General features: G+C 37.6%; 25 protein-coding genes. 15 read left to right on the forward strand and 10 right to left on the reverse strand.

Annotated elements, in window-relative coordinates:
* Positions 1-159: 159 nt before the first annotated feature.
* Positions 160-450 carry a hypothetical protein gene (locus tag DDF69_RS04480; RefSeq protein WP_114819714.1) on the forward strand — a complete coding sequence of 97 codons (291 nt, stop codon included), beginning with the start codon at positions 160-162 and terminating at the stop codon, positions 448-450.
* 219 nt (positions 451-669) lie between these two features.
* Here the strand turns inward: DDF69_RS04480 and DDF69_RS04485 are convergent, their stop codons facing one another.
* From DDF69_RS04485 to DDF69_RS04495, 3 genes are all read right to left on the reverse strand, one after another.
* On the reverse strand, positions 670-1,896 hold the full coding sequence (locus tag DDF69_RS04485) for a spondin domain-containing protein (protein WP_114819715.1): 1,227 nt from the start codon (positions 1,894-1,896) through the stop codon (positions 670-672).
* A 133-nt stretch (positions 1,897-2,029) separates the two neighbouring features.
* Positions 2,030-2,506: a YdeI/OmpD-associated family protein gene (locus DDF69_RS04490; RefSeq protein ID WP_114819716.1), complete on the reverse strand. Its 477-nt coding sequence runs from the start codon at positions 2,504-2,506 to the stop codon at positions 2,030-2,032.
* Positions 2,507-2,586: 80 nt separating this feature from the next.
* The gene (locus DDF69_RS04495) at positions 2,587-4,791 is read right to left on the reverse strand and encodes a S46 family peptidase (RefSeq protein WP_114819717.1); all 2,205 of its coding nucleotides are present in this window, start codon (positions 4,789-4,791) and stop codon (positions 2,587-2,589) included.
* Between the two features lie 86 nt (positions 4,792-4,877).
* Between DDF69_RS04495 and DDF69_RS04500 the strand changes: the two genes are divergently transcribed.
* Entirely contained in the window at positions 4,878-5,312 is a 435-nt protein-coding gene (locus DDF69_RS04500; RefSeq protein ID WP_114819790.1) for an META domain-containing protein, read from the forward strand.
* 103 nt (positions 5,313-5,415) lie between these two features.
* Here DDF69_RS04500 and DDF69_RS04505 read toward each other — a convergent pair whose 3' ends face one another.
* The 4 genes from DDF69_RS04505 to DDF69_RS04520 form a co-directional block, all read right to left on the reverse strand.
* Positions 5,416-5,832, reverse strand: a complete 417-nt coding sequence (locus tag DDF69_RS04505) for a hypothetical protein (protein WP_114819718.1) — start codon at positions 5,830-5,832, stop codon at positions 5,416-5,418.
* Between the two features lie 6 nt (positions 5,833-5,838).
* Positions 5,839-8,361 carry a beta strand repeat-containing protein gene (locus DDF69_RS04510; protein WP_114819719.1) on the reverse strand — a complete coding sequence of 841 codons (2,523 nt, stop codon included), beginning with the start codon at positions 8,359-8,361 and terminating at the stop codon, positions 5,839-5,841.
* 6 nt (positions 8,362-8,367) lie between these two features.
* Positions 8,368-8,841 (reverse strand): T9SS type A sorting domain-containing protein, encoded by a 474-nt coding sequence (locus DDF69_RS04515; RefSeq protein ID WP_114819720.1) that lies wholly within the window; start codon positions 8,839-8,841, stop codon positions 8,368-8,370.
* Between the two features lie 148 nt (positions 8,842-8,989).
* Positions 8,990-9,697, reverse strand: coding sequence for a LytR/AlgR family response regulator transcription factor (locus DDF69_RS04520; protein WP_228411921.1), 708 nt, complete (start codon positions 9,695-9,697; stop codon positions 8,990-8,992).
* Positions 9,698-9,892: 195 nt separating this feature from the next.
* On the opposite strand from DDF69_RS04520, the gene hflX reads away from it, so the two are divergent.
* The 9 genes from hflX (at position 9,893) to DDF69_RS04565 (ending at position 19,364) form a co-directional block, all read left to right on the forward strand.
* Positions 9,893-11,116, forward strand: a complete 1,224-nt coding sequence (gene hflX / locus DDF69_RS04525) for a GTPase HflX (protein ID WP_114819721.1) — start codon at positions 9,893-9,895, stop codon at positions 11,114-11,116.
* Entirely contained in the window at positions 11,116-11,751 is a 636-nt protein-coding gene (locus tag DDF69_RS04530) for a DUF4919 domain-containing protein (RefSeq protein ID WP_114819722.1), read from the forward strand. The genes hflX and DDF69_RS04530 overlap by 1 nt, the downstream gene beginning before the upstream one ends.
* Positions 11,752-11,771: 20 nt before the next feature.
* Positions 11,772-13,058, forward strand: coding sequence for a cation:proton antiporter (locus DDF69_RS04535; protein ID WP_114819723.1), 1,287 nt, complete (start codon positions 11,772-11,774; stop codon positions 13,056-13,058).
* An 8-nt stretch (positions 13,059-13,066) separates the two neighbouring features.
* Entirely contained in the window at positions 13,067-13,783 is a 717-nt protein-coding gene (locus DDF69_RS04540; RefSeq protein WP_114819724.1) for a DNA alkylation repair protein, read from the forward strand.
* A gap of 133 nt (positions 13,784-13,916) precedes the next feature.
* The gene (locus DDF69_RS04545) at positions 13,917-14,585 is read left to right on the forward strand and encodes a hypothetical protein (RefSeq protein WP_114819725.1); all 669 of its coding nucleotides are present in this window, start codon (positions 13,917-13,919) and stop codon (positions 14,583-14,585) included.
* Between the two features lie 17 nt (positions 14,586-14,602).
* On the forward strand, positions 14,603-16,621 hold the full coding sequence (locus DDF69_RS04550) for a hypothetical protein (protein ID WP_114819726.1): 2,019 nt from the start codon (positions 14,603-14,605) through the stop codon (positions 16,619-16,621).
* Positions 16,622-17,860: a hypothetical protein gene (locus DDF69_RS04555; RefSeq protein WP_114819727.1), complete on the forward strand. Its 1,239-nt coding sequence runs from the start codon at positions 16,622-16,624 to the stop codon at positions 17,858-17,860.
* A gap of 28 nt (positions 17,861-17,888) precedes the next feature.
* Positions 17,889-18,227 carry a DUF6122 family protein gene (locus DDF69_RS04560; protein ID WP_114819728.1) on the forward strand — a complete coding sequence of 113 codons (339 nt, stop codon included), beginning with the start codon at positions 17,889-17,891 and terminating at the stop codon, positions 18,225-18,227.
* Between the two features lie 66 nt (positions 18,228-18,293).
* Positions 18,294-19,364 carry a calcium:proton antiporter gene (locus DDF69_RS04565; RefSeq protein ID WP_114819729.1) on the forward strand — a complete coding sequence of 357 codons (1,071 nt, stop codon included), beginning with the start codon at positions 18,294-18,296 and terminating at the stop codon, positions 19,362-19,364.
* 98 nt (positions 19,365-19,462) lie between these two features.
* Here DDF69_RS04565 and DDF69_RS04570 read toward each other — a convergent pair whose 3' ends face one another.
* Positions 19,463-19,843: a group III truncated hemoglobin gene (locus DDF69_RS04570; protein WP_114819730.1), complete on the reverse strand. Its 381-nt coding sequence runs from the start codon at positions 19,841-19,843 to the stop codon at positions 19,463-19,465.
* Positions 19,844-20,043: 200 nt separating this feature from the next.
* On the opposite strand from DDF69_RS04570, the gene DDF69_RS04575 reads away from it, so the two are divergent.
* From DDF69_RS04575 to DDF69_RS04590, 4 genes are all read left to right on the forward strand, one after another.
* Complete coding sequence (locus DDF69_RS04575) at positions 20,044-21,036, forward strand: hypothetical protein (protein WP_114819731.1); 993 nt, start codon at positions 20,044-20,046, stop codon at positions 21,034-21,036.
* Between the two features lie 270 nt (positions 21,037-21,306).
* On the forward strand, positions 21,307-22,278 hold the full coding sequence (locus DDF69_RS04580; RefSeq protein ID WP_114819732.1) for an ion channel: 972 nt from the start codon (positions 21,307-21,309) through the stop codon (positions 22,276-22,278).
* Complete coding sequence (locus DDF69_RS04585; RefSeq protein ID WP_114819733.1) at positions 22,279-22,767, forward strand: YkgJ family cysteine cluster protein; 489 nt, start codon at positions 22,279-22,281, stop codon at positions 22,765-22,767.
* A 235-nt stretch (positions 22,768-23,002) separates the two neighbouring features.
* Entirely contained in the window at positions 23,003-23,305 is a 303-nt protein-coding gene (locus DDF69_RS04590; protein WP_114819734.1) for a hypothetical protein, read from the forward strand.
* Between the two features lie 43 nt (positions 23,306-23,348).
* Here DDF69_RS04590 and DDF69_RS04595 read toward each other — a convergent pair whose 3' ends face one another.
* Together DDF69_RS04595 and gdhA are read right to left on the reverse strand one after the other, a co-directional pair.
* Positions 23,349-23,717, reverse strand: a complete 369-nt coding sequence (locus DDF69_RS04595) for an iron chaperone (protein WP_114819735.1) — start codon at positions 23,715-23,717, stop codon at positions 23,349-23,351.
* A gap of 131 nt (positions 23,718-23,848) precedes the next feature.
* The gene (gdhA, locus tag DDF69_RS04600; protein WP_079243812.1) at positions 23,849-25,207 is read right to left on the reverse strand and encodes an NADP-specific glutamate dehydrogenase; all 1,359 of its coding nucleotides are present in this window, start codon (positions 25,205-25,207) and stop codon (positions 23,849-23,851) included.
* Between the last annotated feature and the right edge of the window lie 136 nt (positions 25,208-25,343).

Here is a 25,343-nt window from a genome sequence, read left to right on the forward strand (position 1 = left end):
AATTTGATAATTGAAAAAGCCCGGACATATCCTGCCTGGGCTTTTAATTTTTTGTTAAACAAATGCGTCAAGTTTTGTCGTGGCTGAGAAAGATATTTGTATCAGGGTAATGAGAAAGACTTATCCCATTTTTAATTAAATGAAACCAAAGAAAAATAAATGAATACCATTATTGTATTGTCTAAAGATTTTGCGGCTAATGAAAGTGCTGTGCTAGATCTTAAATCCAGTGAATTTGTAAACTCTTTGACGGCTTTTACGTTTCAAAATAAAACAGGACAGTCTGCAAAGTTTCTATGGCAGGGAGATACAATCTATAACAGAGAAAAGGCAGGATATTTTAAAGAAGTAAATAATGATCTGGGAGTAAAGGTAAACCATTATGAAGGCTTTATAACTGTTACCAATGGAGGAGGAGAACAGCATCTGGAAGGAGCACTACAACTCTGAAAGAAATATTATATTACAAGTAAAAAAAGGCTGCCTCAAAAGTCAAATAATTTGGTTTTTGTCATTGACTACGTCGAATCTTCGATTTCTGACGAAGGAAGAATCTCATTGATAATCGTGATAATGAGATTCTTCACTACATTGATGAACTTCGTTCGCAGACTTTCAGTCTGTGTTCAGAATGACACTTTTGAGACAACCTCTTTTTTTATGTGAAGATTAATTAACGGTTACTTTAATCACATTCTGTACTGCAGGAACAGGATATTGGGTTCCTACTTTGGAAATAATCTTATTTTCACTTTGTGGAGTTCCGCCAAACAATGCCTGATGATTTCCCGCCCCCGGATATTGGTCAATACCCGTCCCGGAATCAAATAATGAGGTTTTTAAGCTGAGGTCTCCTTTAGTATTAGCATCAATGCTTTGTTCATTGGCATAGAACCAGTCATTGGAAAAACCAAACATGGTTGCATAGGCAATTTTATCACCTGGCTCAGCATTGAAGTTGGTAGTTACCTTACTTCCCGGAGCTACAGGAGCATTTCCTGCAACATATACTCCTTTTACATTAGGTAAAGATTTTAAACTGTTTTGAAGCCTGGCTGCATTTCCAAACTGTGCAATATCTTTCAGTCCCATTCCACTATCTAATTTGCCTAATTCATAAATTGGATTTTTATCACCACGGTAAACCACCACTAAAGCAGGAGAAAGCCCCGTCATAATTCCTGTATTGGCATTCAGTTTAGTCATCATTTTACTGATGTTTCCCATTTGAGCAATATCTGTGATCTCAGGATTCGATAAAGCATTAGGCGTAAAAAACGGCGCGCTGTTCAGCAGTTGAGAACCATTGTAGTTGGAAACCGCCCATACTCCGGGAGAAAAAGGAGTTTCGTTGGCCGTTCCGCCGGATGTATTGGTAATAGTAAGAGTGAACTGTGAAGTTACATCATTGTAAGCCAGATTAAGCTTCATAAGCTGTGATGCATTGACATTAGGAACCTGCATAATAGGCTTGCTTTCAGCTTGTCCTGTGATATCATCTTTGCTTCCGTTATCCCACAATCGGACACTTGAAGAAACATCTCCGGTAATAGCATTTCCATTGGAGTCAAACAGTTTGATACCTGGTTGTTGTGAAGCAAAAAACCAGTCTTTTGAAGCGCCGTACATGGTAGCAAACATTAAAGCCTGTGCTTTTCCTGCACTGAATGTAATAGAAACAGATTGACCGGGTAAAATAACGGGAGGCGTTCCCACCCCCTGAAAACTTCCGCTTTCTACAAAATCTTTAGGAGTCACCACATTTTCAAAAGTAATGGTTCTTTGAAAAGAGGAATTCATCATCATGTCGTCATTCGAATCACGGCATGAAGAAAGAGTAAATGCAGCTAGAGTAGCTGCTGCTAAAACTGATGTTCTGAAAATAAACTTGTTCATAAAAGTAAATTTTTTATAGTTATAAATTATATCTGTAACTATAGTCGGCTACTTTTTGAGATCCTGACAAAAAATATTTTCTTAATTCAGTTTTTTTTAAATGTATAGTTTCTGAGTATAAAAATTAAGCCAATTATATCCCCTTTTTCCCATCCAGAATCATCTGAACCATTTTTATTTTTCTGTTTTCTCTTGTTTCCGGTTTCCTGGCTTCTTCTATCCAGCGGATGTATTCCTTCCTGTGGGTGTAGCTCATTGCATCAAATAAAGCTTTTGCTTCAGGATTTTCCTTAAAAACAATGTCGATGTCATCTGCAATTTCAACCACTCTTTCCTCCTTATCTTCAATAAGAGATACGGAAACCTCATCTCCGAACGTTTTACCCAGTTTCTTTCTGATCTCCTGTGTCAGTCCTAAAATATGACAGTCGGATTTCATTTTGGTAAGGCTTCCACGATATTCTATCTTATCATCAAACAGGGCTTTTATCTTTACCTGTCCTTTTTTATGAAACAGCTCCTCTGTAGAAAAAGGAAATTCTACAAACGCAGCATTCATTGCTCCGTTTTGCTGAATAATGGCTGTGAATTCAATAGGTTTAAGTTTCATAATGAAATGTTTTAATAATCAAAAATAAAAAAACCGTGAAATTTACTTTCACGGTTTCAAAAATAGATCAAATGAGATACTTATTTTTTAACTTTCTTAGGCATTGTTGTAGTACCTGAGTTTTTAGTTTTTGTATCAGCAGGAGTGTTTGCGTCTCTTACAAGCTTCAATTCATCAACTATTCTTCTTGCCCCAGCAAACTTATCGATTGTCCAAAGAACGAAACGAACGTCTACATTGATGGTTTTCTGCCATTCAGGCTCGAATACGATATCTCCGCTTAATGCTTCACTGTTTCCATCGAAAGCAATACCAATAAGGTTACCATCTCCGTCAATTACCGGAGAACCGGAGTTACCACCAGTAATATCGTTGTTAGAAAGGAAGTTTACAGGCATATAACCTGCAGCATCAGCATACTGACCGAAATCCTTCAGATTGTAAAGATCAATCAATCTTTGAGGAAGATCAAATTCTTCATCACCTTTCTTGTATTTTCCAACAAGACCAGTCATATCTGTATAATAGTTATCCGTAATTCCGAAATAATTTCTGTCATTTCTGATAGGTAATTTATCTACAGTACCGTAAGTTAATCTCATTGTAGAGTTAGCATCCGGGTAGAATTTCTTCTCAGGCATAGCCTTCATCAAACCAGCCAGGAACAGACGGTTGTTTTTTGCAAAGTTGTCATCTATTTTTACAAATCTGTCTGTGCTTATCTTTTGATCAGCAACAATACCGTTAGCGGCTTTCCAAAGCGGATCAGCATCAAGTTTCAATGCATCGGGGTTCAATAAGAAGTTCGTTGCAGAAGTCTTATTGGCGAAGATTGAAGAATACGCCAAATTAGAAACCGTTTTAGCATCCAGCCCTAAAATAGTAGCAGAAGCAACTTCCGGGTTTTTAACTCTTGCCTGGTAAAGGCTGGTCATAGCAGCAAGCATTTCTCCTTCCAAAGCTGGATTGAAGTTTTCATAAGCAGCTTTGATAGCAGCTTCTGTTTTAGCTTTCATTGCTAATCTTCCCTGCATATCCTGAGCAGCATACGCTTTAAGAGCAGATCCTACCTGAGCAGCAAGGGTAATATATTTTGCATTTCTTGTAAACTGAGCAGCATAGTTTTTTTCAACATTTCTGTCAGAAACCTGCTTGTAGTATATACCGATATCTTCTAAAACACCATTGTATTGGTCGTTTCCAGGCATTGCAGCCCACTTATTATAAGTTTCCTCAATCTTTTGTTTGTCAGAAATAGTTCCGTTTTTCTCTACTGCATCGATAGTACCCTGTCTGTTTTTCCAGTAGTTGGCTACAGAAGCATATTGAGAAGCATAGTTAAGTTGAGTTGCTTTATCTTTGTCCATGTACTTTTTCATAACGTCCATGGCCATTTTAGAAGCTTCAACCCATGCCGGGTAATCTTTAGTTACCATCTGCTGAATTCCGTAAGAAGTCAGGTAACGGTTTGTTCTTCCAGGGTATCCCAAGATCATTGAGAAATCACCAGGCTTAATTCCTTTAAGAGAAACCGGAAGGAAATGCTTAGGCTTCAAAGGAGTATTGCTTGGAGAATATTCAGCAGGATTTCCTGCAGCATCAGCGTACACTCTGAAAACAGTGAAGTCTGCAGTATGTCTCGGCCACTCCCAGTTATCTGTATCTCCTCCGAACTTTCCTAATGATGAAGGTGGAGCACCTACTAATCTGATATCTTTATAATCCTGGTAAACGAAATAGTAGAATTCATTTCCGTTGAAGAAATCTTTTACTACTACCGTATATTTTCCGTTTTCAGAGTTTTCAGTCTGGATTGCTTTAGTTTCAGCATCAATCACAGCTTTTCTTTCTGCTCCGGTCATATTATTGTTTAGCTTAGAATTGATTCTTTGCGTAGCATCATCCATTCTTACTAAAAATCTTACATAAAGATCCTTTGCATTGAACTCGTCTTTCTGCTTCATTGCCCAGAAACCGTTCTTCAAATAATCTTTTTCTGGTGTAGAAGCCGCAGCAACAGCACCGTAACCACAGTGGTGGTTGGTGAATATAAGTCCTTTATCCGAAACAATTTCCCCTGTACAGAAACCACCGAAACTTACGATAGCATCTTTTAAGCTTGAATTGTTCACAGAATAAATTTCTTCAGGCGTAAGATGCAGACCTTCTTTTTGCATATCAACACCGTTAAGTCTTTTGATGAGCATTAGCAGCCACATCCCCTCATCCGCCCTCATCTGGGCAAAGCCCAATAAGAAAGTGAATAGTAGAAATAGTCTTTTCATTTTATAAAATAATTTTTGTGTCGCTAATTTACTAATTTTTACGAGATTCTGTCCCGGAATGGTATGAAAATGGGATGATAATCCGCATGAAAAAGATACTATTACCACTTTTTACAGTTTTACTTTTAGGACTTGTTTTAAATTGTTCTTCAGTTCCGGCTAAAGATCCCTTTCTTCAAAGGCAATGGATGCTTGTTTCTTTTGACGGCTTTTCAAAAGATCAATTAATAGCCCATAAGGCGGAAATGAATCTGACAGCCCAAAAGGTAAAGGGCAAAATTCAGGCGAGCGTGTATATGGGATGTAACCGGATGTCTTTTGTTTCGGAATTTAAAAAAGGCGGAAAAGTAAGCATTTCTAAAGGAGCAAGTACCATGAAAGCCTGTCAGGATATGAATCTCGAAACCTCTTTTCAGAGAAAAATTGAGACCATGACGGCTTATTCTATTGAAGGACATTTTCTTACCTTATCCGATGAACATGGAAATTCAATGAAATTTGTAGCGGCTGATTGGGATTAATGACTTCCCTTACCATACAAAAGTCCGCCTTGCAGCGGACTTCTTTGTTTGAAAAATCTAGTTTGGTTATCAGCTTTTTGAGGTTATTAGCCTTTGAGAGTCATTAGTTTTTGGGAATTGTTTTTTTTATTTCTTCCAGAGTTGCTGTGTTAGGCAGCCCGGTAACATTCATTTTTGTGTTCCTAGAATTTATAGTAGTATGATTTGCCTGTCTGTTGGGAATTGTTTTTTTTAGGTCTTCAAGACTAGCTGTATTAGGGAGAAGCTTTCCTGAATTGTCTGCTGCTTTAGACTTGGATTCCTGTTTTTTAACGGCAAGACCGTGATCAGAAGGTAGTCCGGTATTTACAGTGGTCTTTTCAGTACTTTCTTTAGCTTCCTGCATGAGTTTAGCCTGCTGTTCCTGTGCCTGTTTTACAACCAGTGTTTGATCTTCCTCTACTGGAGCTGCTTTTTTATTTTCCTGAGCATAGATCATAGTGCTTAAAAATAATAACGGGATAATGTATGCTATTTTCATGACGGTTTATTTTATATTGACTAATACTTGAATTTTTCCAATCTCTTTCTGGTCGTAATCCTGAAGCGCTTTTCCGATTACCTGTCCTATTTTCACTTTGTTAATATCTGCTTTCATGGCAACACCTGCTGTAGACGAAGTTACCAGAAGATCGCCTCTTTTTATTTTTCCGTTTTCAAGACATACTTTGGTTGGAATGACACCAATCACTCCCATTGGAGCCTTATCAGAAATATCAGTATCAATGTGTTCTTCCGTAAGCAGTACACCAGGTTTGGTAGCATAAACTCCTGCTACAAGACTGGAATAGGGGGTTGAAGATTTTTCAACGGTTCTGTCTGCACTGGTTGAGATGACAAGAATATCACCAGGTTCATACTGAGAAATACTTCCGTTTACATCAAACGCTTCTGCAACGTCAGCGCCACTGTTTTGAGTACCGCCGTTAAAAAATCCTTGTCCGGCAGAATTGATTCTGGCCACATTCACGGTACCCGGATTACCGGATTTAAACACCGCAATAGAACCGTTGCTATGGGTTTCTACTGTAAGAGGCGGGTTGGTATTGGCCGTATTAAAATTAACAAATCTTGCAGCCCGGCCATTACCGAAATTAGGAACCCAGGCAAAAATGGCATTTCCTGTTCCGTCTGCAGTGGTTTCTACACCATCTCCTGTATTGGATGCATTAGCGGTAATACCATTACCGTTACCGTCTGCGATGGCAATCAATGCGGGGCCATTTCCGGCAGGATTGCTTGCATGAAATAATCCGGCAAATCCTCCGGTTCCGGAAGATACTCCATAAATTCCTGCTGTGCCGAAGTTGGCAAACTGTGAATTGACTTCTCCTCTTACCGCAGCCGAAGTTCCGGTAACCTTATCTACCTTGAAATTCCCTGCAATACCGTTTCCAACAGTAGTTACAGTGATAACATCACTGGTATTGGCATCATTGAAAATATTAAATCGCCCGGCTCGCCCGGTAGCAAAAGAAGGAACCCACGCATAGAGAGCATTACCGGCACCATCAATATTGGTTTCAACTCCATTTCCATCTTTTCCTGCATTGGCGGTAATTGCGTTTCCGTTACCATCTGTCAGAGCGATCAGTGATGCTCCGTTTCCGGCAGGATTGGAAGCGTAGAATAGCCCGGCTCGTCCTCCGGTTCCGGATGAAACACCAAAAATAGCGGCAGCACCAAAATTTCCAAAAATAGTATTGACTTCCCCTCTTACGGCAGCTCCTACACTATTGGTATTATTGAGTACAAAAGAAGCAGCGTTGCCTTTGGTATTATCAGGGATGTTTCCATTTCCGTTAGATGCCACTTCAAAAGTGTTAGCATCAGTATTTGTATTGTTGAAATTTTCAAATCTTCCTGCACGTCCTGTACTGTTATTTAAACCTACCTGACCGTAAACACCTATACCAGTTCCCGATGTATTGGTAGCCACAAATCCTCTTACTCCATATCCGCCTCCATCATTACGGCCTACAACTGCCCCGGCAATATCACTGGTTGTTCTACCCACTATTGCTTCACCACCACCGTTGTTATCACCTACAACACCGGCGGAAGTTTGTGCAGAAGTTATCCCATGCAGCCCGAATCCGGCTCCTGTAGAACTTCTGACCCCGGCTCCGTTTCCCGAAGTGGTAACATTTACAACGGTACCATTTCCTACACTGGAAGCACTGAGAGCAACATTATTATTTGCATTATTAAAGATTGAAATACTGGCGGGAATTCCGTTATTACTGGTAGCGGTAAGACCTGTTCCTGTGTTACTGTTGGCATAAACCCCGGTTCCATTAGCACTGGCATTACCATATACCCCTAAACCATTTGGTGTTGTACCATATACTCCCCATCCACTACCAGCCTGGCTTCCATATACTCCAACGCCTAATCCTCCGGTACCATTATTGATCCCGCGGACTGCTGAAGAAAATCCTCCTGGTGCTGTGTTGGTAACCACCCCTCTTACGGCTGCAATATTTGAAGTAGTAGTGTTGTTATTACCTTCCAGAGAAGATCCGTCACCATCATTGGTTAACGAAAATAAAGAGGATGCATTATTTACTGTATTGGTATAGGGAATCATAAAGCTTCCTCCACCGCCTCCGGCAGATTTAGCATACAAAGCATAGGGTACACTTAGTAGCTGGCTTGTTCCTGCTATGGTATAGTTAGTTCCACCTGCCGGATCTGTTTCTGTTTTTAGATAATAGCTTGCGGAAGACCAGTCGATTGTGGCAAATGTGCCGGTAATGATTGTTCCGGTTCCTATTTCGAGACTAACAAGTCCGTTCGCATTGGTATTTCCGGTGAGTCTTTCAGAATAAACGGTAGCTCCGGCAGGAGATCCCTGTAATATGCTTACTTTCACGGCAACCCCCTGGTTGGCTAAGAGTTGCCCTGAACTGTTTCTCATGACAGCCTGGTAGCTCATTTTTTCCGGAGCCTGAGAAAGTCCCATAAAGAAACCTGTCAGAATCCAGAACAGTGATAATATTTTTTTCATGGCGTTTTATTTTTTTATGATTTTAAAGGTTTTGATATTTTCTCCATTTTGGGTAATCCTGATGATGTACATCGCAGATGGAAGTGAGGAGAAATTGAGCTCAGATTTTGATTGTGAAATCTTATCTTTTTTAACCAGTTTGCCCTGGGCATCGAATAGCTGATATTCGGATCCTTTGAAATTATTTGATGTAAAATCCAAATACAAATAATCCCTGAAAGGATTAGGGTAGAGCAAAATGCCGTTCTGTTCAGAGGAGGTTTCGAGAGTAGCAAGGGTGATGATTTCGTAGGGCTGCTGAAGGCCTTCCAGAACTTGTCCTGTTCCTTTTTCCAGATAGGTGGTCTGACCTACACTGTACGAAACAAAACCATTAACTGCTGATGCATCCGATCCCGCTGCTAAAACTGCAGATTGAGCGTGCAGTAGGGGGATGGTGAAGACAGACAGAATAATACAGTAGATAGATATTCTTTCCATGGATAACAGTTTTGGTGATTAATAGATGTGTTTTCTTGGGGAATTTGGGAAGACTAAATTACCACCTATCTCAATCCAATGACAGGAAAATAGACCAACGGCAGAAATAATCGACCAATGGCATTTTGCGAATGATTATGATTTGTTTTTAGGGATTAAAAAAAGAAAGATTATCCTTGTAGGTTCGGCCGATAGGGAGTTTGATCTGATGCGCAAGCTCTATTTCATGACAGCTCTTCCCCCGGATAAGATGTCGTGGGACGGCATAGCTTCTGTGTATTCTCACAAAAGACTCAAAAAAATTTTTTTGCAGAAGATTTCCCAGGGAATTTAAAATACAGTGGTTTTTTTCGAGAGTGATAATTCTGGTATAGTCTTTCAGGGCTTCCAGATAAAGAATATCTTTTATTTTAATCTGAAAAACATGTCCACTTTCTTTTATTTTGATACAGTTTTCTCCCACCATAGCATCATAGCATTCACATTTTTCCTTTACTTTCAAAAAATCAAAAAGTTTTTCCATAGAATAATGAAAACGCTCTGCGGTAAGTGGCTTGGTAATAAAATCCAGAGTATTAACCTCAAATGCTTCGGCAGCCAGCTCCGGATGTGAGCTTACGAAAATACACGCCGGTATCTTATGGGCTAGTTTGCGGAATTCATGACCACTCATGCCCTTTAAATTTGTTTCGGTAATCAGGAGATCAGCAGGAACGTCAAGATAGGGAACTGCCTTTTCAGCAGAGTCGAAGGTGGCAACAACTTCAATGTTTTGATATTGCCTGATATAATGCTGAAGAACCAGCCTGTCCAGTTCATCATCATCAATAATCATACATCTGATATGGGTAATCATGATAGTCCGGAGATTAGTTTTTTTGATTTAAATATTTAAAAATCAGAAATTTATTATATAAAGTTATTGATTTTTTGAATATAATTCACTGGTAAACTTAAATTTATATTAAAATATGTTATTAAATAAAAATTGATTTTGTTTTTTTTCCGAAAAATATTAACTTGTAAAAATCATAAACATAGACAGAACTTAATGTTAGAAAAGAAAGAACATAACTATGAGAAAGCTGTCCTGGTGGGTGTTATTACCCAAAATCAGGATGAAGAAAAACTGACGGAGTATTTGGATGAACTGGAGTTTTTAGCTTTCACAGCAGGAGCAACCGTTGAAAAACGTTTTACCCAAAAACTAACACAGCCTGATTCCAAAACCTTTATCGGAAGCGGAAAAGCTATTGAAATAAAAGAATATGTAAAAGAAAACGAGATCGGAACCGTAATTTTCGATGATGAACTCTCTCCTTCGCAGCTTAAAAACCTGGAAAGAGATATGGAAGTTAAGATCCTGGACCGTACCAATCTTATTCTCGATATTTTTGCCCAAAGAGCACAGACATCATATGCAAGAACTCAGGTGGAACTGGCACAATATCAATATCTTTTACCACGACTGACAAGAATGTGGACCCACCTTGAGCGTCAGAAAGGGGGAATCGGAATGAGAGGTCCCGGAGAAACGGAGATTGAAACTGACCGTCGTATTATCCGTGACAGAATCACATTGCTGAAAGAGAAACTGAAGACGATAGACAAGCAGATGGCTACCCAGCGTAACAACCGTGGGAAAGTGGTTCGGGCTGCTTTGGTAGGATATACCAACGTAGGGAAATCTACCCTGATGAATTCCATTTCAAAATCTGAAGTTTTTGCTGAAAATAAATTATTCGCTACACTGGATACCACGGTAAGAAAAGTGGTCATTGGAAATTTACCGTTTCTGTTGACAGACACCGTAGGATTTATCAGAAAACTTCCTACTCAGCTGGTAGAATCTTTTAAATCTACATTGGATGAGGTTCGTGAAGCTGATCTTTTGATCCATGTGGTGGATATTTCTCATGAAAGCTTTGAAGATCACATAGAATCTGTAAATCATATCCTGATGGAAATCAACGCGCATCAGAAACCAATGATTATGGTTTTCAACAAAATTGATGACTTCAGCTATGAGAAAAAGGATGAGGATGATCTTACCCCTTCTACCCGTAAAAATGTTTCTCTGGAAGAATGGAAAAAGACATGGATGGCAAAATCCAAGTATCCAACAGTTTTCATCTCTGCATTAACGAAAGAAAACTTCCCGGAAATGAAGAAAATGATCTATGATGAGGTCATGAAGATTCATATTTCGAGATTTCCATACAACGATTTCCTTTTCGAATATTTCGATAACGACGAAGAAGAAAGCAACAGTTAATGAAGTACCATTTTTTCCTTTTATTCATCCTGTTTTCGGTTTTTGGATTCAGCCAGAAATCAAAAATTGACTTAAAAGCTATTGAGAAAAGTCTCAGAACTTCCGATTCTCCGTACAATTATGAGAAGCTTATTTTCAAATTTAAAGGATATCCCAAGTCTCTGGACAGTATAGAATCTCAATATCTTTACTATGGAAGAAATTTTCGGAATGATAAAATAAGTACGTCCGATGAAAGCTTTAAAAGTCTCGTAGAAGCCTTTAAACAAAACAATTTTGCAGACTGTATCAAGCAGGGAAAAGCTTTATATGCTAAAGATCCTACTAACCTGGATGTGCTGCTGATTCTTCTCAGAGCTTATGATTCTGTAAAAGATGGTAATAATTTTATCCATCACCTTAACCAGTTCCGTACTCTTACTGATGGAATAAGAAATTCGGGAGACGGAAAATCCGAGAAAACAGCTTATATCGTCAATTCGGTAGGAGATGAGTATATTCTTCTCAATATTCTGAATATAGGGCAGGATTACACCAGAAGTTCAAAAGCTTCTAAAGATGCCATGTTTGACATCTGGGAAAAGGATGGGAAACAGATTTATATTAAAATACTCTATTTGGAACTCACCAATTAATCTTAAAATAAAAACACTTAGTGGAATTATATTATTCATTTTCAGCATTAATCGTATTAGCATCAATATTTGCCTATCTTAACTATAGGTTTTTAAAACTTCCAAGTACCATCGGAATTATGGTGATCGCCATTGTCGTATCAATTTTTCTGGTACTGTTTGGAGAGACGGTTCTTCCTAGAACTTTCGGACACCTTCACAATCTTATGAATGGTATCGACTTTACAGAAGTTTTGATGGGAGCCATGCTAAATTTTCTGCTCTTCGCAGGAGGAATTCATATTAATATTAATGACCTGAAAGAACAGTTCAGACCTGTAGTGATATTTTCCACAGTAGGTGTTGTGATTTCTACTTTTGTCGTAGGATTCGGAATGTTTTATCTGCTTCCGTATGTAGGGGTTAAACTTCCTTTTATCTATTGTCTTGTTTTTGGTGCCTTGATTTCTCCTACCGATCCGGTAGCGGTTCTGAGTGTACTGAAACAGGCCAATGTATCCAAATCACTGGAAACAAAAGTAGCTGGAGAGTCTCTTTTCAACGACGGTATGGCAGTTGTGGTCTTTACGGTGATTTTACAGCTGGCGATCGGAAAAGAAGTGGATCTGAGTGTCGAAACAATCGGATTGCTTTTGCTTAAAGAAGCCGGAGGAGGTCTTTTACTCGGAGTTCTGTTAGGATGGGTTACTTCAAGATTGATGCGTGAAGTGGATGATTATATTATTTCCGTATTAGTAACACTTTCTGTTGTCATGGGAGGGTATTTGATTGCCCGTCAAATGCATATTTCAGGACCATTGACGATGGTTGCAGCAGGATTGTTTATGGGAAATTTCAACAGAAGCTTCAAAATGAAATCAGTTACTCAGGACTATCTGATCAAATTCTGGGAATTGATTGATGAAATCCTGAACGCGGTACTATTCCTGTTCATCGGATTTGAACTTTTGATGATTAAAGATCTCAGACATTTCATGATTCCGGGCGTAGTTGCCATTGTGGTCGTTTTGTTTGCAAGATTTATTTCGATCTGGGGACCTACAAAATTTACTTCCCTGAGAAGAAGTTTCAGTCCGCAGACGGTAAAAGTTTTAGTTTGGGGAGGAATCCGAGGTGGAGTTTCCATTGCCCTGGCGATGTCTATTCCTAAAAGTGAATACAGTGAAATTATTTTAAGTATTACCTATTGCGTTGTCGTATTCTCCATCATTGTTCAGGGGCTTACCATTGCTAAGGTGGCGAATCCTAATAAGATTGCCAAAGAAGAGGAGGAGCAGGAAAATATTGCTGTAGAAGAAAACACTTAAATTGTCATATGAGCATTGTTAAAGAAATACAGGAAGCCCTCGCAGTTTTATCCATTCCTGAAAAGGCGGAATTTTTCCCAAGATTTTTCAAAACAGGAAAAGGTGAATATGGCGAAGGCGACTTGTTTCTGGGCGTAAAAGTTCCGGATCAGCGCTCTGTGGCCAAAGAATATTACTCAAAAATAAACTTAGAAGAACTCAGTACATTACTTTCTTCAAAATATCATGAGCACAGGCTGACAGCTCTTTTTATGCTGATTTCAAAGTTTGAGAAAACAAAAGATAAAGCAGTAAAAGAAGAAGTGGTCGCTTTTTATCTGGATCATCTTCCTTATGTGAACAACTGGGATCTGGTAGATTCTACCTGTTATAAAATTTTAGGCAGATATGCTTTTGAAAATCAGAAAGAAAATCTTCTTATAGAGCTTTCGAAATCTGAGGAAATGTGGCATAAGAGGGTCGCTGTAGTGGGGACCATGCATTATATAAAAAAAGGGTCATTTGATCTGACCAAAGAATTTGTTACCAGAAATCTGAAACATCCACATGACCTGATGCACAAAGCAAACGGATGGCTGCTAAGGGAAATGGGAAATAAAAATGAAGGTGAGCTGATCAGCTATCTGAATCAGTATTACAAAGAAATGCCCAGAACCTGCCTTCGGTATGCTATTGAAAAACTGGATGAAGATCTTCGCCAGGATTATCTTAAAGGGCGAGTTTAAAAAATAATATACGGAAAGAGTACCATATTTTCCCCTGAAAAAGTACCGGGAAACAGCTATTTATGCCCAAAATATCAAAGATTATAAGGATGTAAGGCCAGAATTGAGTAATTTTGTGCTTTTAAACCTAATCATGAAAAATTTTCTCAGATTATTTCTTCTATGTATCCCTTTGCTGTTCCTGACAAGCTGTTTTGATATTCTTGATAAAGTGAATATAAAAGCTGACGGAACAGGAGAGTATACCATTATTCTTAACGCCAGCAAGAGCAAAACACGACTTGCTTCAATTTCTAAAATGGAAACCATCAACGGAAAAAAAGTTCCTAAAAAGGCGGAAATTGAAAATAAAATCAATGAGGCTGCCAGAATTTTTAAAGGAACTCCCGGAATCAGTAATGTGAAAACCTCTATGGATTTTGATAATTATATCATCAAGCTGAGCTGTAATTTCAAAAAGATTGAAAACATCAATGCTGGTCTGGAAAAACTGAAAGCCCAGAAAATATTGGGTAAAATGGTTCCGACTCAGGTTTACAGTCAGAATCTTGAAAAAAAGACATTGGCAAGGAATAAAGTCAATACTTTCAAGGCTGACTATGATAAGATGAGTAAGGCCGACAAAGAGATTTTTACTGATGCAAAATATACTTCCATCATGCAGTTTGAAAATCCGGTGAAATCACAAACTAATGCTACTTATGTGCTTTCTCCCAACAAAAAGGCTCTTAAACTGGAAGCAGATATCCTGGATGTAATCCTTCAGAAAAAACAAATACAAAACACCATTCTTTTTCAATAAATTTCTAAACTATAGTCATGAAATCTATCTTTTTAAAAACGCAAACCACTATTTTCGTTCTCTTTGGCTTTACATTGATATTAGCCCAAAAAAGCATGAAAATTCCTTCCGATGCCGTATTTTATATGGAAGTCAACGGAAAGCAGCTTAACAATAAAATCAACTGGAATAAACTGAATCCTTTACTGCATGAGCTCAGCAAAAAGAGCAAAGAAAATCTTTCATGGACAGATTACTCCAAAACAGGAATCAAATACGATGCTGTTCAATATCACTATGCAAGTTTTAATGACTCCATTAAAGCCTATAATACCCATTTTATCATTGATAATAAGGACAAGTTTCAGGAGTTCATTAACTCTGTAAAGAAGAAAGGACAGGAAGTTTCCAGCAGAAAGAACTATTCTTATGTAGATATCAATGATGATGTTTTTGTGGCGTGGAACGGGAGTCGTGCTGTTCTGAGCATGATCAGCTATACAAAACCTTATAAGGATCTTTGGGCAGAGGAAGCAGTTGCAGACAGTACTGCTGTTGCAGTGGTTGACTCCGCTTACGCAGAGCCGGGAGATACAGTGTATACCGAAGAACCGGAAAAACCGTTTGATTATAAAGAAGAAATCAAAAATCTGAAGGATGATATCAAGTATCTGAAAGAAAGTATAAAAGATAACAACAACGAGATTGCAAGAATCCAGAAAGATATCAAATACCTGGAGAAACATCATAAATATCCTGCAGAAAAAGAAAGTGCTGAAAATTCTGAAAACGGAGAAGAAATGCCTGAAGATGCTTATGATGAGGAAGAAGAAAAGGCTTTCCAGAAAGAGCAGGATTCTATCCGCAGAGAAAACTTTATGGTTGTTAAAAAGAATGCAGAAGAACGTTTTGACCAATATTTCAGTTCAAATTTAGAAATTGAAGTCCCAAAAGAAATGCTGTTATTCAGAGATGCCAATTCTGATGTTTTTGTATACACAGACTATGGAAGAATCGTAAACGAAGGAATCTACGGAAAAATGACAAAGTATTACGGTTATGGACAGTTTTTCAAAAACATGTACAATTCCAACTATGCATACAATCTGTATTTTGATAAAGATAAAGTAAGACTGGTTAATAATTACCAGCACAGAAATGCTGACATTCAAAAGAATATTTCTGCCATTTATAAAGGGAAGAAAAACAAAAAACTGCTGGAACTTATCAATGAGAAAAGTGTTGGTTACTATGCCATGAATGTGAATGGAGCAAAATGTTTTGATATGATGTACAGCCTTCTTCAGAATTCCGGGGAAAATGAGTACAAAAAGGAAATGGAGCTGATTATGGAAACCATGAAAATTGTACTGGATGAAGAAGCGATTGCCAAAATTGCACCTGGAAACGGAATCTTTGTTTTGAATGAATTGAAGTCCAAAACCGTAGAATATACCGATTATGAATACGATGCTGATTTCAATGAAAAAGAAGTAAAGAAAACCAAAGAAATTGCTGTTCCTAACTTTACTTTTGCTTTTGCGACAGAGAATGAAGGCTATTGGAATCGTATTTTTGATATGCTGACCACCAATAAAAAGTTTTCTGAAAGATTCTCTAAAAAAGGAAATGTGTACACATTTAAGGAAGAAAAAAACGGCGGCTATGTTGATCAGTTGTTTTTTACTGTGAAAGATGGAGTGGTGTACCTGATGAGTGCTGCAGATAATAATTTACCGGTAAACCAATCTGATGTTTCCAGAAAATGGGCAAAAGACTCCGCTAAATATCCATTGTCCGGCAGATTGGATATCCAGAAGCTTCTAACAGGATTAGACAAAGAATTCAAAAGTCCGAAAGAGAGAAAAACATTAGAGGCCATCAAAAAAAATGTGGGTGAGCTGTATTATAAAACGGAAGTAAAAGGAGAAAGCATACAGACTGAGATGAATTATAACATCAAAGATTCTTCGGAAAACAGCTTAATGTATTTCTTTGATATATTCGATCAGGTTTTTAAAGCTAAGGAAACAGAAAAGAAGCCTCAAATTTTATAGATGAAGAAAAAGAAGATTATTGTCCCGTTATTTTTATTGCTTGCAGTTGCAGTATATTTTGTAGCTTTTCACAAAGATAAAAGCCTTCAGTATATTCCTGATAACGCAGATGCAGTCGTTTTAATCGATACGAAGAAATTAACGGGACAATACCTCTTCAGTTTAGCAACTCATCCTTCAAAATGGTCCGGAAGCAAAGCGAAGAGTAAAACCTCTGGTTCATTGAAAGATGCAGGAATCAGAATTCCGGATTTTCTACAGATATTCCATATTAAAGACACTAGATTCTCAGAATGGTACAGTGTTTTAGAGCTTAAAGATTCGCAAAAATTCATTACCTATTTAAAGAAACAAAATTTTGTCGCTAAAGGAAATAACCGTTTTCAGAAGGAACATTTTTTCTTTATGATAGAGGGAAATCACTGCATTGCGGGAACTTCTGACCTTGCTTTTGAAACCCTTCAAAAAAAGATTATTCAGAATTCTGTACGCCATGTTTGGGAGGCAGACCGTTTTATTCAAAATACGTTGGGAAGTATTTCATTCATTTCGGGAGAGAAAATTCAGAACTTTTCTATCGACTTAAATGATGATGAAATTGAGATTAAGAATAACTCAGATCTTCTGTCTTTTACTACAATTGCTTCAAAACTTAAGAAAGGAAATCAATTTCTGGAGCTGGAACTGGATAAGGAGAACATCAGAAACTTTACCCGTTTCCTTAATAAGAATATTGCAGATTCATCGCAGGCAACTTCTTTAAAAGCCACTGCAAATATTGAGCAGGTCAATGATACCATTATCAGTTATGAATATGATGATAACTTCAATGAAGTTGAAAAGAAGACCTTCCAGAAAATTACCCAACCGAATTATACCATTGATATTACAAGCAATGATCCCGAAAAGACCTGGGAATACTTCAAGTCTAAAAAGTGGATCAATAGCGAAAATCAATTCACAGCTATTCCTTTTCAACCCAATGAAATCAGCAGGAATCACAAAGGGATTATCATAAAATCAACCCGAAAACCATTACCATTATCTCCTCAACTCAAAGAAAATTATATGCTGATCAGGAATAATGCTCTGCTGTATTCTTCGTTGAAAACATTGAATAATACTGAGAAAAAGATTGTTTCTGACATCGATTACGTGTTGTATGGGAACAAGGGACAGAACTATTGGATAAAAATAAAAGCGAAGAAAGGAGAATTACCCTTAATTTTACGGTGGTAAGCATAGAACCCGAATAAAATTTTCATTAATGGCTCCATCAGACATCGCATTGCTCAAAACCTTTACTCATTATTTTTTGCATTTCGTTTTTCCAATCTTTATTGCATTGGTTTTTTATCGTAAAAATTGGAAAAAAGCATACTTTATTCTTCTCGCTACCATGCTGGTAGATCTGGACCATCTTTTTGCCAATCCTGTTTTTGATCCATCAAGAGAAAGTATAGGTTTTCACTTTTTACATTCTTATTATGCCATTGCGGTGTATTTTTTGCTGTTGTTCTTTAAAGGAAATATCAGGATTATAGGAATCGGGCTGCTGTTTCATATGTTTACAGATTATCAGGACTTTAACTTCTGGCCTCATTAAAATATTATTAATATTTTCTTTTGATATTGAAATTATTATAGATTTTTTGTATTTTGTAGTCACGATATGAGACTAAAAGAACTTTTACATTATACCTATATTTTTCCTATTCTGGCGGTAGGATACTACTTTTCCGGATTGATGGGAAGTGGTGTTCTTTATGATATTCTTGCCGGTGTTTTATTAATCGGAAGTGTTTTATCAGCAGTACATCATGCTGAAGTAGTAGCTCATAAAGTAGGGGAGCCTTTCGGAACGATCATCCTGGCACTTTGTATCACCATTATTGAAGTGGCACTTATCATCTCGCTGATGGTTGCCGGCGGAGATCAGGCGATCACGCTGGCCAGAGATACGGTTTTTGCTGCTGTAATGCTTATTCTCAACGGAATTTTAGGAATATGTATTTTGGTAGGCGGCGTTAAATATCACGAACAGTTCTTTGCAAGAACCTCTGCAACTACTTATCTGGTAAGTATTGTTTCTATTTTGATTCTTACCCTTGTTCTTCCCAATTTTACTTCAAGCGTCAACGGACCTTTCTATAACGAAGCACAGCTTATTTTTATATCCATAGCCTGTCTTGCCATTTATGGAGTTTTCCTGATGGTGCAGACTGTGCGCCACAGAAGTTATTTTATTGTTCCTGATGAGCATCCTGAAGAACATTATATTCCTTCATTGCCAAAAACGCTTATCAGCTTTGTCTTTCTGGTGATTTGTCTTGTAATTGTTGTACTTATGGCCAAAGGATTATCTGATACAATAGAAGGAATGGTACAAAGCCTTGGAGCTCCGAAATCCCTGGTGGGAGTGATTATTGCTGCCGTGGTTCTTCTTCCTGAGGGTGTTGCAGCGATCCGTGCGGCAAGAGCCAATCAAATCCAGTCCAGCTTAAATCTGGCATTGGGTTCTGCACTGGCAAGTATCGGACTGACAATTCCTGCAGTTTCAGCGGTATGTATTATGTATGATATCCCACTTGTATTAGGACTGGATAAAAAAGACATTATTCTGCTTTCTTTATCTGTATTTATCGTAATGCTTTCATTAAGCAGGGGTAAGACAAACGTTCTTTACGGAACGGTTCTGCTGGTGAATCTGGCAGCCTATATCTTTACAGTAATTGTTCCTTAAAAAGAAAAAGTACAAAATTATAAATCTGTTTTATCTGTAAAATATATCCAGGAATTTAACCTCGATATTCCATATTCCGTACCCTGAATCTCACATCACTACAACCTTCTCGCCAGCTCCATTTTGAAAGCCATAAGTTTGGCTATATTCTCGGATTTATAGATCGCCATGTCGGCATTTTCTCCTACGAAGTTTTCTTCAATAGTAGTGCGCCAAAGCAACAGCCATCTGTCAAAGTGTTTCTGTTCCATAGCCTGTATCTCATTAATAGGAAAATGTGCACCCATCGGGTTTCCTTTATAGGTCATCTGCCCAAAAAGAATAGATTCCCAGAAAGAATACATGGTAGGAAGATGTTTATCCCAATCTACTTTTGCAACATCATTAAAAAAGAACCCAATGGTTTCATCTTTAACAACTTTGTTGTAAAATGAATTGACAAGGTGTTCAATATCTTCTCTTGATTCAAGCTTTTTCATAGTTCAAAGTTAGTACAATTCGTATTAAAAATTTCAGTCGGGAAATTGATAAATTTCATGTAAACAGTATTTTAGAGCACAACATAAAATAATACAATGAAAAATTATGAAAGATTAAAATTTGATTAATTCGCAAAAAAACGCCTTAAAAGAATTCATTTTTTGTAAATTTAATTATTAAACACTAAAAAATTATTAAAATGATCAAAAAAATCAATTCTATTTGTATTCTCTTACTGATGTTTTCGGTATCATGTTCAAGAGATGAAGTGAGTACTATGAATGATGATTCAGAAAAAGTAAATTATTCTGAAGTAAAGAAATCACAATTGACTGAGGCGGAGATGCTTCAACAAGGCTGGAAAATTGTAGATGAGTTTAAATTGCCAGGTAACAATAGTTTGGGTGCGAACTCTACTTCGCCTGATGAAGAACGCGAAATCCCTTTCAAGGCAAATCACCTGAAAGATATGGGATATGATGTGAGCTATTCCGGAGAAAGAACAAGGTTAAAAAATGTTTTTGCGTATTCCGGCCAGGTTCCGGATGGAATTATATTTAATCCTGACCTTTCTGTAGATGGGGATACCCGTAATACAGCTCCAAATCCTAATGTTTCCATTGTTTTGGGAACTCCTGAGGTGACCATAAAAACTGACGGAATAGATTTACCGGATAATGCCTATACGACGGAGGCGATTAATAACGGAGACAGAGAAAGTGAAATTACGGTAACCTATTCTTATAAAAAAGGATATTCTACTTCCTGGAAGCGGACCGTTTCAGGGTCATTTGAGGTGGCAGCATCGGTCTCTGTTGATATTCCTTTAGTGGCAAAAGCTTCAGCAAGTACAAAAGTAGTTGTAGGAGGAGATACCACGGAAGGCACAGAAAATTCTGAAGAAATTACCGAAACCAGTAGCTACAAGACCATTGTTCCTGCCCATTCTAAAAAATCGATTTCTGTGCTTACAAAATTAAAAGGGTCATCTGTTGAATACTTTGTACCTATGAAATTAACCGGAAGATTGCAGGCCAATTTTCCTTCTCCGGTAGATGGACATTATTATTGGGCTTTTCCTATTGAAAGCTTTCCTGATTTTCTTACCAATATACATGGTGAGTCCGGGGTTGTAAAATCTGTCAGCAATGTAAGTGTTACGGTAATGGAATCACCGGCGCAAAGGATTTGAAACTACTTTAATGAAGATGGTATAAACAGCAGATATTTATAAATTCTGCTGTTTTTTGTGTTTTTAAGGTAATAAAATGTTCCATTAAAACCTGTGATGATCATCTGCAATTTTAATAATGAAGGATAAAAAAATGATTACTAAGAAGCATTGATATCTTAATGAATTCTATTCTTAACTTTGCTTTTATATGTTGAAAGAATGAGTTGGTCATTAAAGGCTTACGGATAGAGGACAATCATAATATAATAAAATCAAAATGATTACAAAATGACAGGAGGATTCAGAAAAAAGATCCGTCAGAAAAATGCGGAGAACAGCGGTTTCGGAACCAATGCATCCGGAAGATTTATCAATAAGGACGGCCTCCCGAATGTTCAGAGAACGGGGGTGAATGTTTTTAACAGGTTAAGCTGGTATCACACCATGCTGAATTTATCCTCATTTCGTTTTATTTCTTATTTGGTGATTGCTTATATTCTCATTAATCTGCTGTTTGCTATGATCTATTACCTGATTGGGGTAGAGCATCTTACAGGCATAGACAAGAGTGATTCGCTTAATGAATTTATTGATGTCTTTTTCTTCAGTTCCCAGACATTCACCACCGTTGGATATGGAAGAATAGCTCCGGTAGGATTTCTGGCCAGTCTTGTAGCGACTTTTGAAGCTTTTCTGGGATTGCTTACCTTTGCCATTGCAACGGGACTTTTTTACGGAAGATTTTCAAGACCTCGTGCCTATCTCAGATTTTCTGATATAGCAGTTATTGCTCCTTTTCAGGAATCTTCAGCATTAATGTTCAGGCTTGCTCCCTATAAGAATAATGCACTGACGGATGCAGACGTCATTGTATCAGTAGCCATTGAAGTTATGGAAAACGGAGTTGCCAAAAGCAATTTTTACAGACTTACGACACAGATGAACAAGATCAATACGCTGGCTCTCAACTGGACAGTGGTGCATAAAATTGATGAAAACTCTCCGTTTTACGGTTTTTCTGAAGAAGATTTTAAAAATACGGATATTGAACTTATCGTACAGGTACGAGCATTTGACGAAGTGTTTTCAAATACGGTGGTTCAAAGATCTTCGTATACTACAGGAGAAATTGTTTATGGAGCTAAATTTGTTCCGATGTATTATCCAAACAAAGAAAATCTCTCAACGGTACTGGATCTGGATAAAATTAACGAGTATAAAAAAGAAGAACTTCCGGAGTCCGTGAGAAACAAAGAATAAATGGATTTAGATTTTTATAAAAAACAGGCGATACAAAAGCAGAAAGAACACAAGAAATTTCTGGACGGATTAAAGAAAAAACCGCCCAGAAATCTCGATTATATAGTGCAGGAAACCCATGAGGAAGTTTTTGAAGAAATAAACTGTCTGCAGTGCGCCAATTGCTGCAAAACAACGGGTCCTCTCTATACCGAAAAAGATATTGAGAGAATTTCCAAACACCTCCGAATGAAGTCTGCAGACTTTGAAGCAAAATTTTTAAGAGTAGATGAAGATCATGATAAGGTATTGCAGAATCTTCCCTGTTTTTTTCTGAACAGCGACAATACATGCTCTATTTACGATGTAAGACCAAAAGCCTGCCGTGAATATCCGCATACAGACCGCAAGAAGATTTATCAGATCAATAATTTGATGCTGAAAAATACTGTTATCTGCCCGGCTGCATTTGAATTCGTAGAAAAAATGATGAAGAATGTGACGAAGTAAGCCTAAAGCGGGGAGCTGAATGATGGAAGCTGGAAGTTCTCGTCGTTGATCATAAAACGGTCATTTCTACTCTAAAAAACTTTCAGCCTCCAGCATCACTTTTCCAGCCAAACCATCCGAACCCATTTTTGCAAATTCCTCTTAAATAATTATAAAGTACGTTAAATAAGCTTTTTACACATAATTTTATAAATGATGCCTCGTTTAAGTTAAACAATCATTTAAATATTACATTATGAAAAAGTTATTTTTAACGGCAGCGTTTACATTAGTCGGAGTAATCGCAGTATCAGCACAATCAACACCACAAAAGCCGGCCGATACTTCTACTAATAACCCTGCGACCACTCAGACTCAACAACCGAATACGCAGACTACAAATCCATCGGATCCAAAGAATCAACAGGAAAAATCACCTGCCACAACAATGGAAACTGCACCTGCAACAGATCCATCAGTAAGTACAACGCCTACTGATGCCACTAAACCGGCAGATGCTCCTAAAGAAGAAAAGAAAGACAAAAAGAAGAAAAAGTAAAGCACTTTAGCAAACACTAGTCGGAATCCTGAAATATTGTATTTCAGGATTTTTTTTGTTCAATTTCTTCCACTCTGAACAATAGAATCTTATTGATCAGATTCAGTGGAAGATCTTGAGTGATGGGAAATTGAACGGCTCCTTTTGAAAATTTATATTTTCTTTCCTCAAAATCTTTTTCAAAATTATGGATGCCTTCAGCTCCGGGATAGAATCCGATATGCTTTTTATAGCCCGCAAAATAAATCAACGGTTTTCCTTTGTACCGGAAGGCTGGCATCTGATATCCGATATATTCTTCCAGATCCGGAACCTGAGAATGAATTGCTTTTCTGAGCTCAAGCAGTTTTTTCTGTACTTCAATTGGGAAAAGAAGTATATATTCATCAATATTTTTAAAGGTGTTTTGCATGATATAAAAATAAAAAAAGCACTGCATATAGCAGCGCTTTCTCCTTTCACTTTTTACTTTTTTCCCATTATCCCGGGAACAGGCTATATCAAAAAAGGTCGGGAGTTTTTCCCAACCTTTGTTTTTTTTTGTTACACAACTCCTTGAGCCAACATTGCTTCTGCTACTTTTACGAAGCCGGCAATATTTGCACCTTTTACGTAGTTTACATAACCGTCTTCGTCTTTTCCGTAGTCTCTGCAAGCTTTGTGGATACCGATCATGATTTCCTTTAATCTTGCGTCAACTTCTTCAGAAGTCCAGTTAAGACGGATTGAGTTTTGAGTCATTTCTAATCCTGAAGTCGCAACACCTCCGGCATTGGAAGCCTTACCAGGAGAGAATAATACTTTATTGTCTAAGAAATAGTTGATCGCATCAAGTGTAGAAGGCATGTTAGCTGCTTCAGTTACACAGACACATCCGTTTTCAACTAATTTTCTTGCATCATCTAAATCTAATTCGTTTTGAGTTGCAGAAGGGAAGGCAACATCACACTTCACATCCCAAGGACGTTTTCCGGCGTGGAACTCAGCAGATGGATATTTTTTAGCATAGTCTTCAGCTCTGTTGTTTCCTGAAGATCTAAGTTCTAATAAATAATCGATCTTTTCTCCGCTGATACCATCTTTATCATAGATATATCCGTCTGGACCAGAGATTGTTACTACTTTAGCACCTAGTTCAGTTGCTTTTTTGATAACTCCCCAAGCCACGTTTCCGAAACCTGATACTGTAACGATTTTATCCTGGAAATTTTGTCCGATCGTTTTAAGCATCTGCTCTGCGAAGTATACTACACCGTATCCTGTAGCTTCAGGACGGATTAATGAACCTCCGTAAGCAAGACCTTTTCCTGTAAGAACTCCGGTAAATTCGTTTCTGATTTTCTTGTATTGTCCGAATAAATATCCGATCTCTCTTGCTCCAACACCGATATCTCCTGCAGGTACGTCTGTCTCAGGACCGATGTGCTTGCATAATTCTGTCATGAAAGCCTGGCAGAAACGCATTACTTCCATATCAGATTTTCCTTGTGGATCGAAATCTGAACCTCCTTTACCACCTCCCATTGGAAGAGTTGTTAAAGAGTTTTTGAATACCTGTTCGAACGCCAGGAATTTAAGAACTGATAAGTTGACAGTAGGGTGGAAACGGATTCCTCCTTTGTATGGTCCGATAGCAGAGTTCATTTGAATTCTGAAACCTCTGTTAACCTGAATTTCTCCTTTGTCATCAACCCATGGAACTCTGAAAATAATAATTCTTTCAGCTTCAGCCATTCTTTCAAGCAGCTTCATTCCGGTATATTCTTTTTTAGTAGCAATGAATGGAATTACAGTTACGGCAACTTCTTTTACAGCCTGTAAAAATTCCGGTTCGTTAGGATTTTTTGCTTCAATTTTTGCAATAAACTCTTGGATTTTCTGGTCAATATTATATTGTTCCATATATTAAGGTTGAATATTATTGTCAACAAATTTAATTTTTTTTTCAAGATTCACAACACTATATTTTAACATTGTTAAAAATTAAATAATAATGTTTCGTAATATTATTAAATTGATAATTTGTGTTTAAATTTTA

Source organism: Chryseobacterium sp. KLBC 52 (assembly GCF_003347605.1).
Classification (GTDB): domain Bacteria; phylum Bacteroidota; class Bacteroidia; order Flavobacteriales; family Weeksellaceae; genus Chryseobacterium.

Excerpts from the sequence above, each read along its gene's own strand:
- DDF69_RS04480 (WP_114819714.1), top strand. The coding sequence starts at position 160 with ATGAATACCATTATTGTATTGTCTAAAGATTTTGCGGCTAATGAAAGT.
- DDF69_RS04485 (WP_114819715.1), bottom strand. The coding sequence starts at position 1,896 with ATGAACAAGTTTATTTTCAGAACATCAGTTTTAGCAGCAGCTACTCTA.
- DDF69_RS04490 (WP_114819716.1), bottom strand. The coding sequence starts at position 2,506 with ATGAAACTTAAACCTATTGAATTCACAGCCATTATTCAGCAAAACGGA.
- DDF69_RS04495 (WP_114819717.1), bottom strand. The coding sequence starts at position 4,791 with ATGAAAAGACTATTTCTACTATTCACTTTCTTATTGGGCTTTGCCCAG.
- DDF69_RS04500 (WP_114819790.1), top strand. The coding sequence starts at position 4,878 with ATGAAAAAGATACTATTACCACTTTTTACAGTTTTACTTTTAGGACTT.
- DDF69_RS04505 (WP_114819718.1), bottom strand. The coding sequence starts at position 5,832 with ATGAAAATAGCATACATTATCCCGTTATTATTTTTAAGCACTATGATC.
- DDF69_RS04510 (WP_114819719.1), bottom strand. The coding sequence starts at position 8,361 with ATGAAAAAAATATTATCACTGTTCTGGATTCTGACAGGTTTCTTTATG.
- DDF69_RS04515 (WP_114819720.1), bottom strand. The coding sequence starts at position 8,841 with ATGGAAAGAATATCTATCTACTGTATTATTCTGTCTGTCTTCACCATC.
- DDF69_RS04520 (WP_228411921.1), bottom strand. The coding sequence starts at position 9,697 with ATGATTACCCATATCAGATGTATGATTATTGATGATGATGAACTGGAC.
- hflX (WP_114819721.1), top strand. The coding sequence starts at position 9,893 with ATGTTAGAAAAGAAAGAACATAACTATGAGAAAGCTGTCCTGGTGGGT.
- DDF69_RS04530 (WP_114819722.1), top strand. The coding sequence starts at position 11,116 with ATGAAGTACCATTTTTTCCTTTTATTCATCCTGTTTTCGGTTTTTGGA.
- DDF69_RS04540 (WP_114819724.1), top strand. The coding sequence starts at position 13,067 with ATGAGCATTGTTAAAGAAATACAGGAAGCCCTCGCAGTTTTATCCATT.
- DDF69_RS04545 (WP_114819725.1), top strand. The coding sequence starts at position 13,917 with ATGAAAAATTTTCTCAGATTATTTCTTCTATGTATCCCTTTGCTGTTC.
- DDF69_RS04550 (WP_114819726.1), top strand. The coding sequence starts at position 14,603 with ATGAAATCTATCTTTTTAAAAACGCAAACCACTATTTTCGTTCTCTTT.
- DDF69_RS04555 (WP_114819727.1), top strand. The coding sequence starts at position 16,622 with ATGAAGAAAAAGAAGATTATTGTCCCGTTATTTTTATTGCTTGCAGTT.
- DDF69_RS04560 (WP_114819728.1), top strand. The coding sequence starts at position 17,889 with ATGGCTCCATCAGACATCGCATTGCTCAAAACCTTTACTCATTATTTT.
- DDF69_RS04565 (WP_114819729.1), top strand. The coding sequence starts at position 18,294 with ATGAGACTAAAAGAACTTTTACATTATACCTATATTTTTCCTATTCTG.
- DDF69_RS04570 (WP_114819730.1), bottom strand. The coding sequence starts at position 19,843 with ATGAAAAAGCTTGAATCAAGAGAAGATATTGAACACCTTGTCAATTCA.
- DDF69_RS04575 (WP_114819731.1), top strand. The coding sequence starts at position 20,044 with ATGATCAAAAAAATCAATTCTATTTGTATTCTCTTACTGATGTTTTCG.
- DDF69_RS04580 (WP_114819732.1), top strand. The coding sequence starts at position 21,307 with ATGACAGGAGGATTCAGAAAAAAGATCCGTCAGAAAAATGCGGAGAAC.
- DDF69_RS04585 (WP_114819733.1), top strand. The coding sequence starts at position 22,279 with ATGGATTTAGATTTTTATAAAAAACAGGCGATACAAAAGCAGAAAGAA.
- DDF69_RS04590 (WP_114819734.1), top strand. The coding sequence starts at position 23,003 with ATGAAAAAGTTATTTTTAACGGCAGCGTTTACATTAGTCGGAGTAATC.
- DDF69_RS04595 (WP_114819735.1), bottom strand. The coding sequence starts at position 23,717 with ATGCAAAACACCTTTAAAAATATTGATGAATATATACTTCTTTTCCCA.
- gdhA (WP_079243812.1), bottom strand. The coding sequence starts at position 25,207 with ATGGAACAATATAATATTGACCAGAAAATCCAAGAGTTTATTGCAAAA.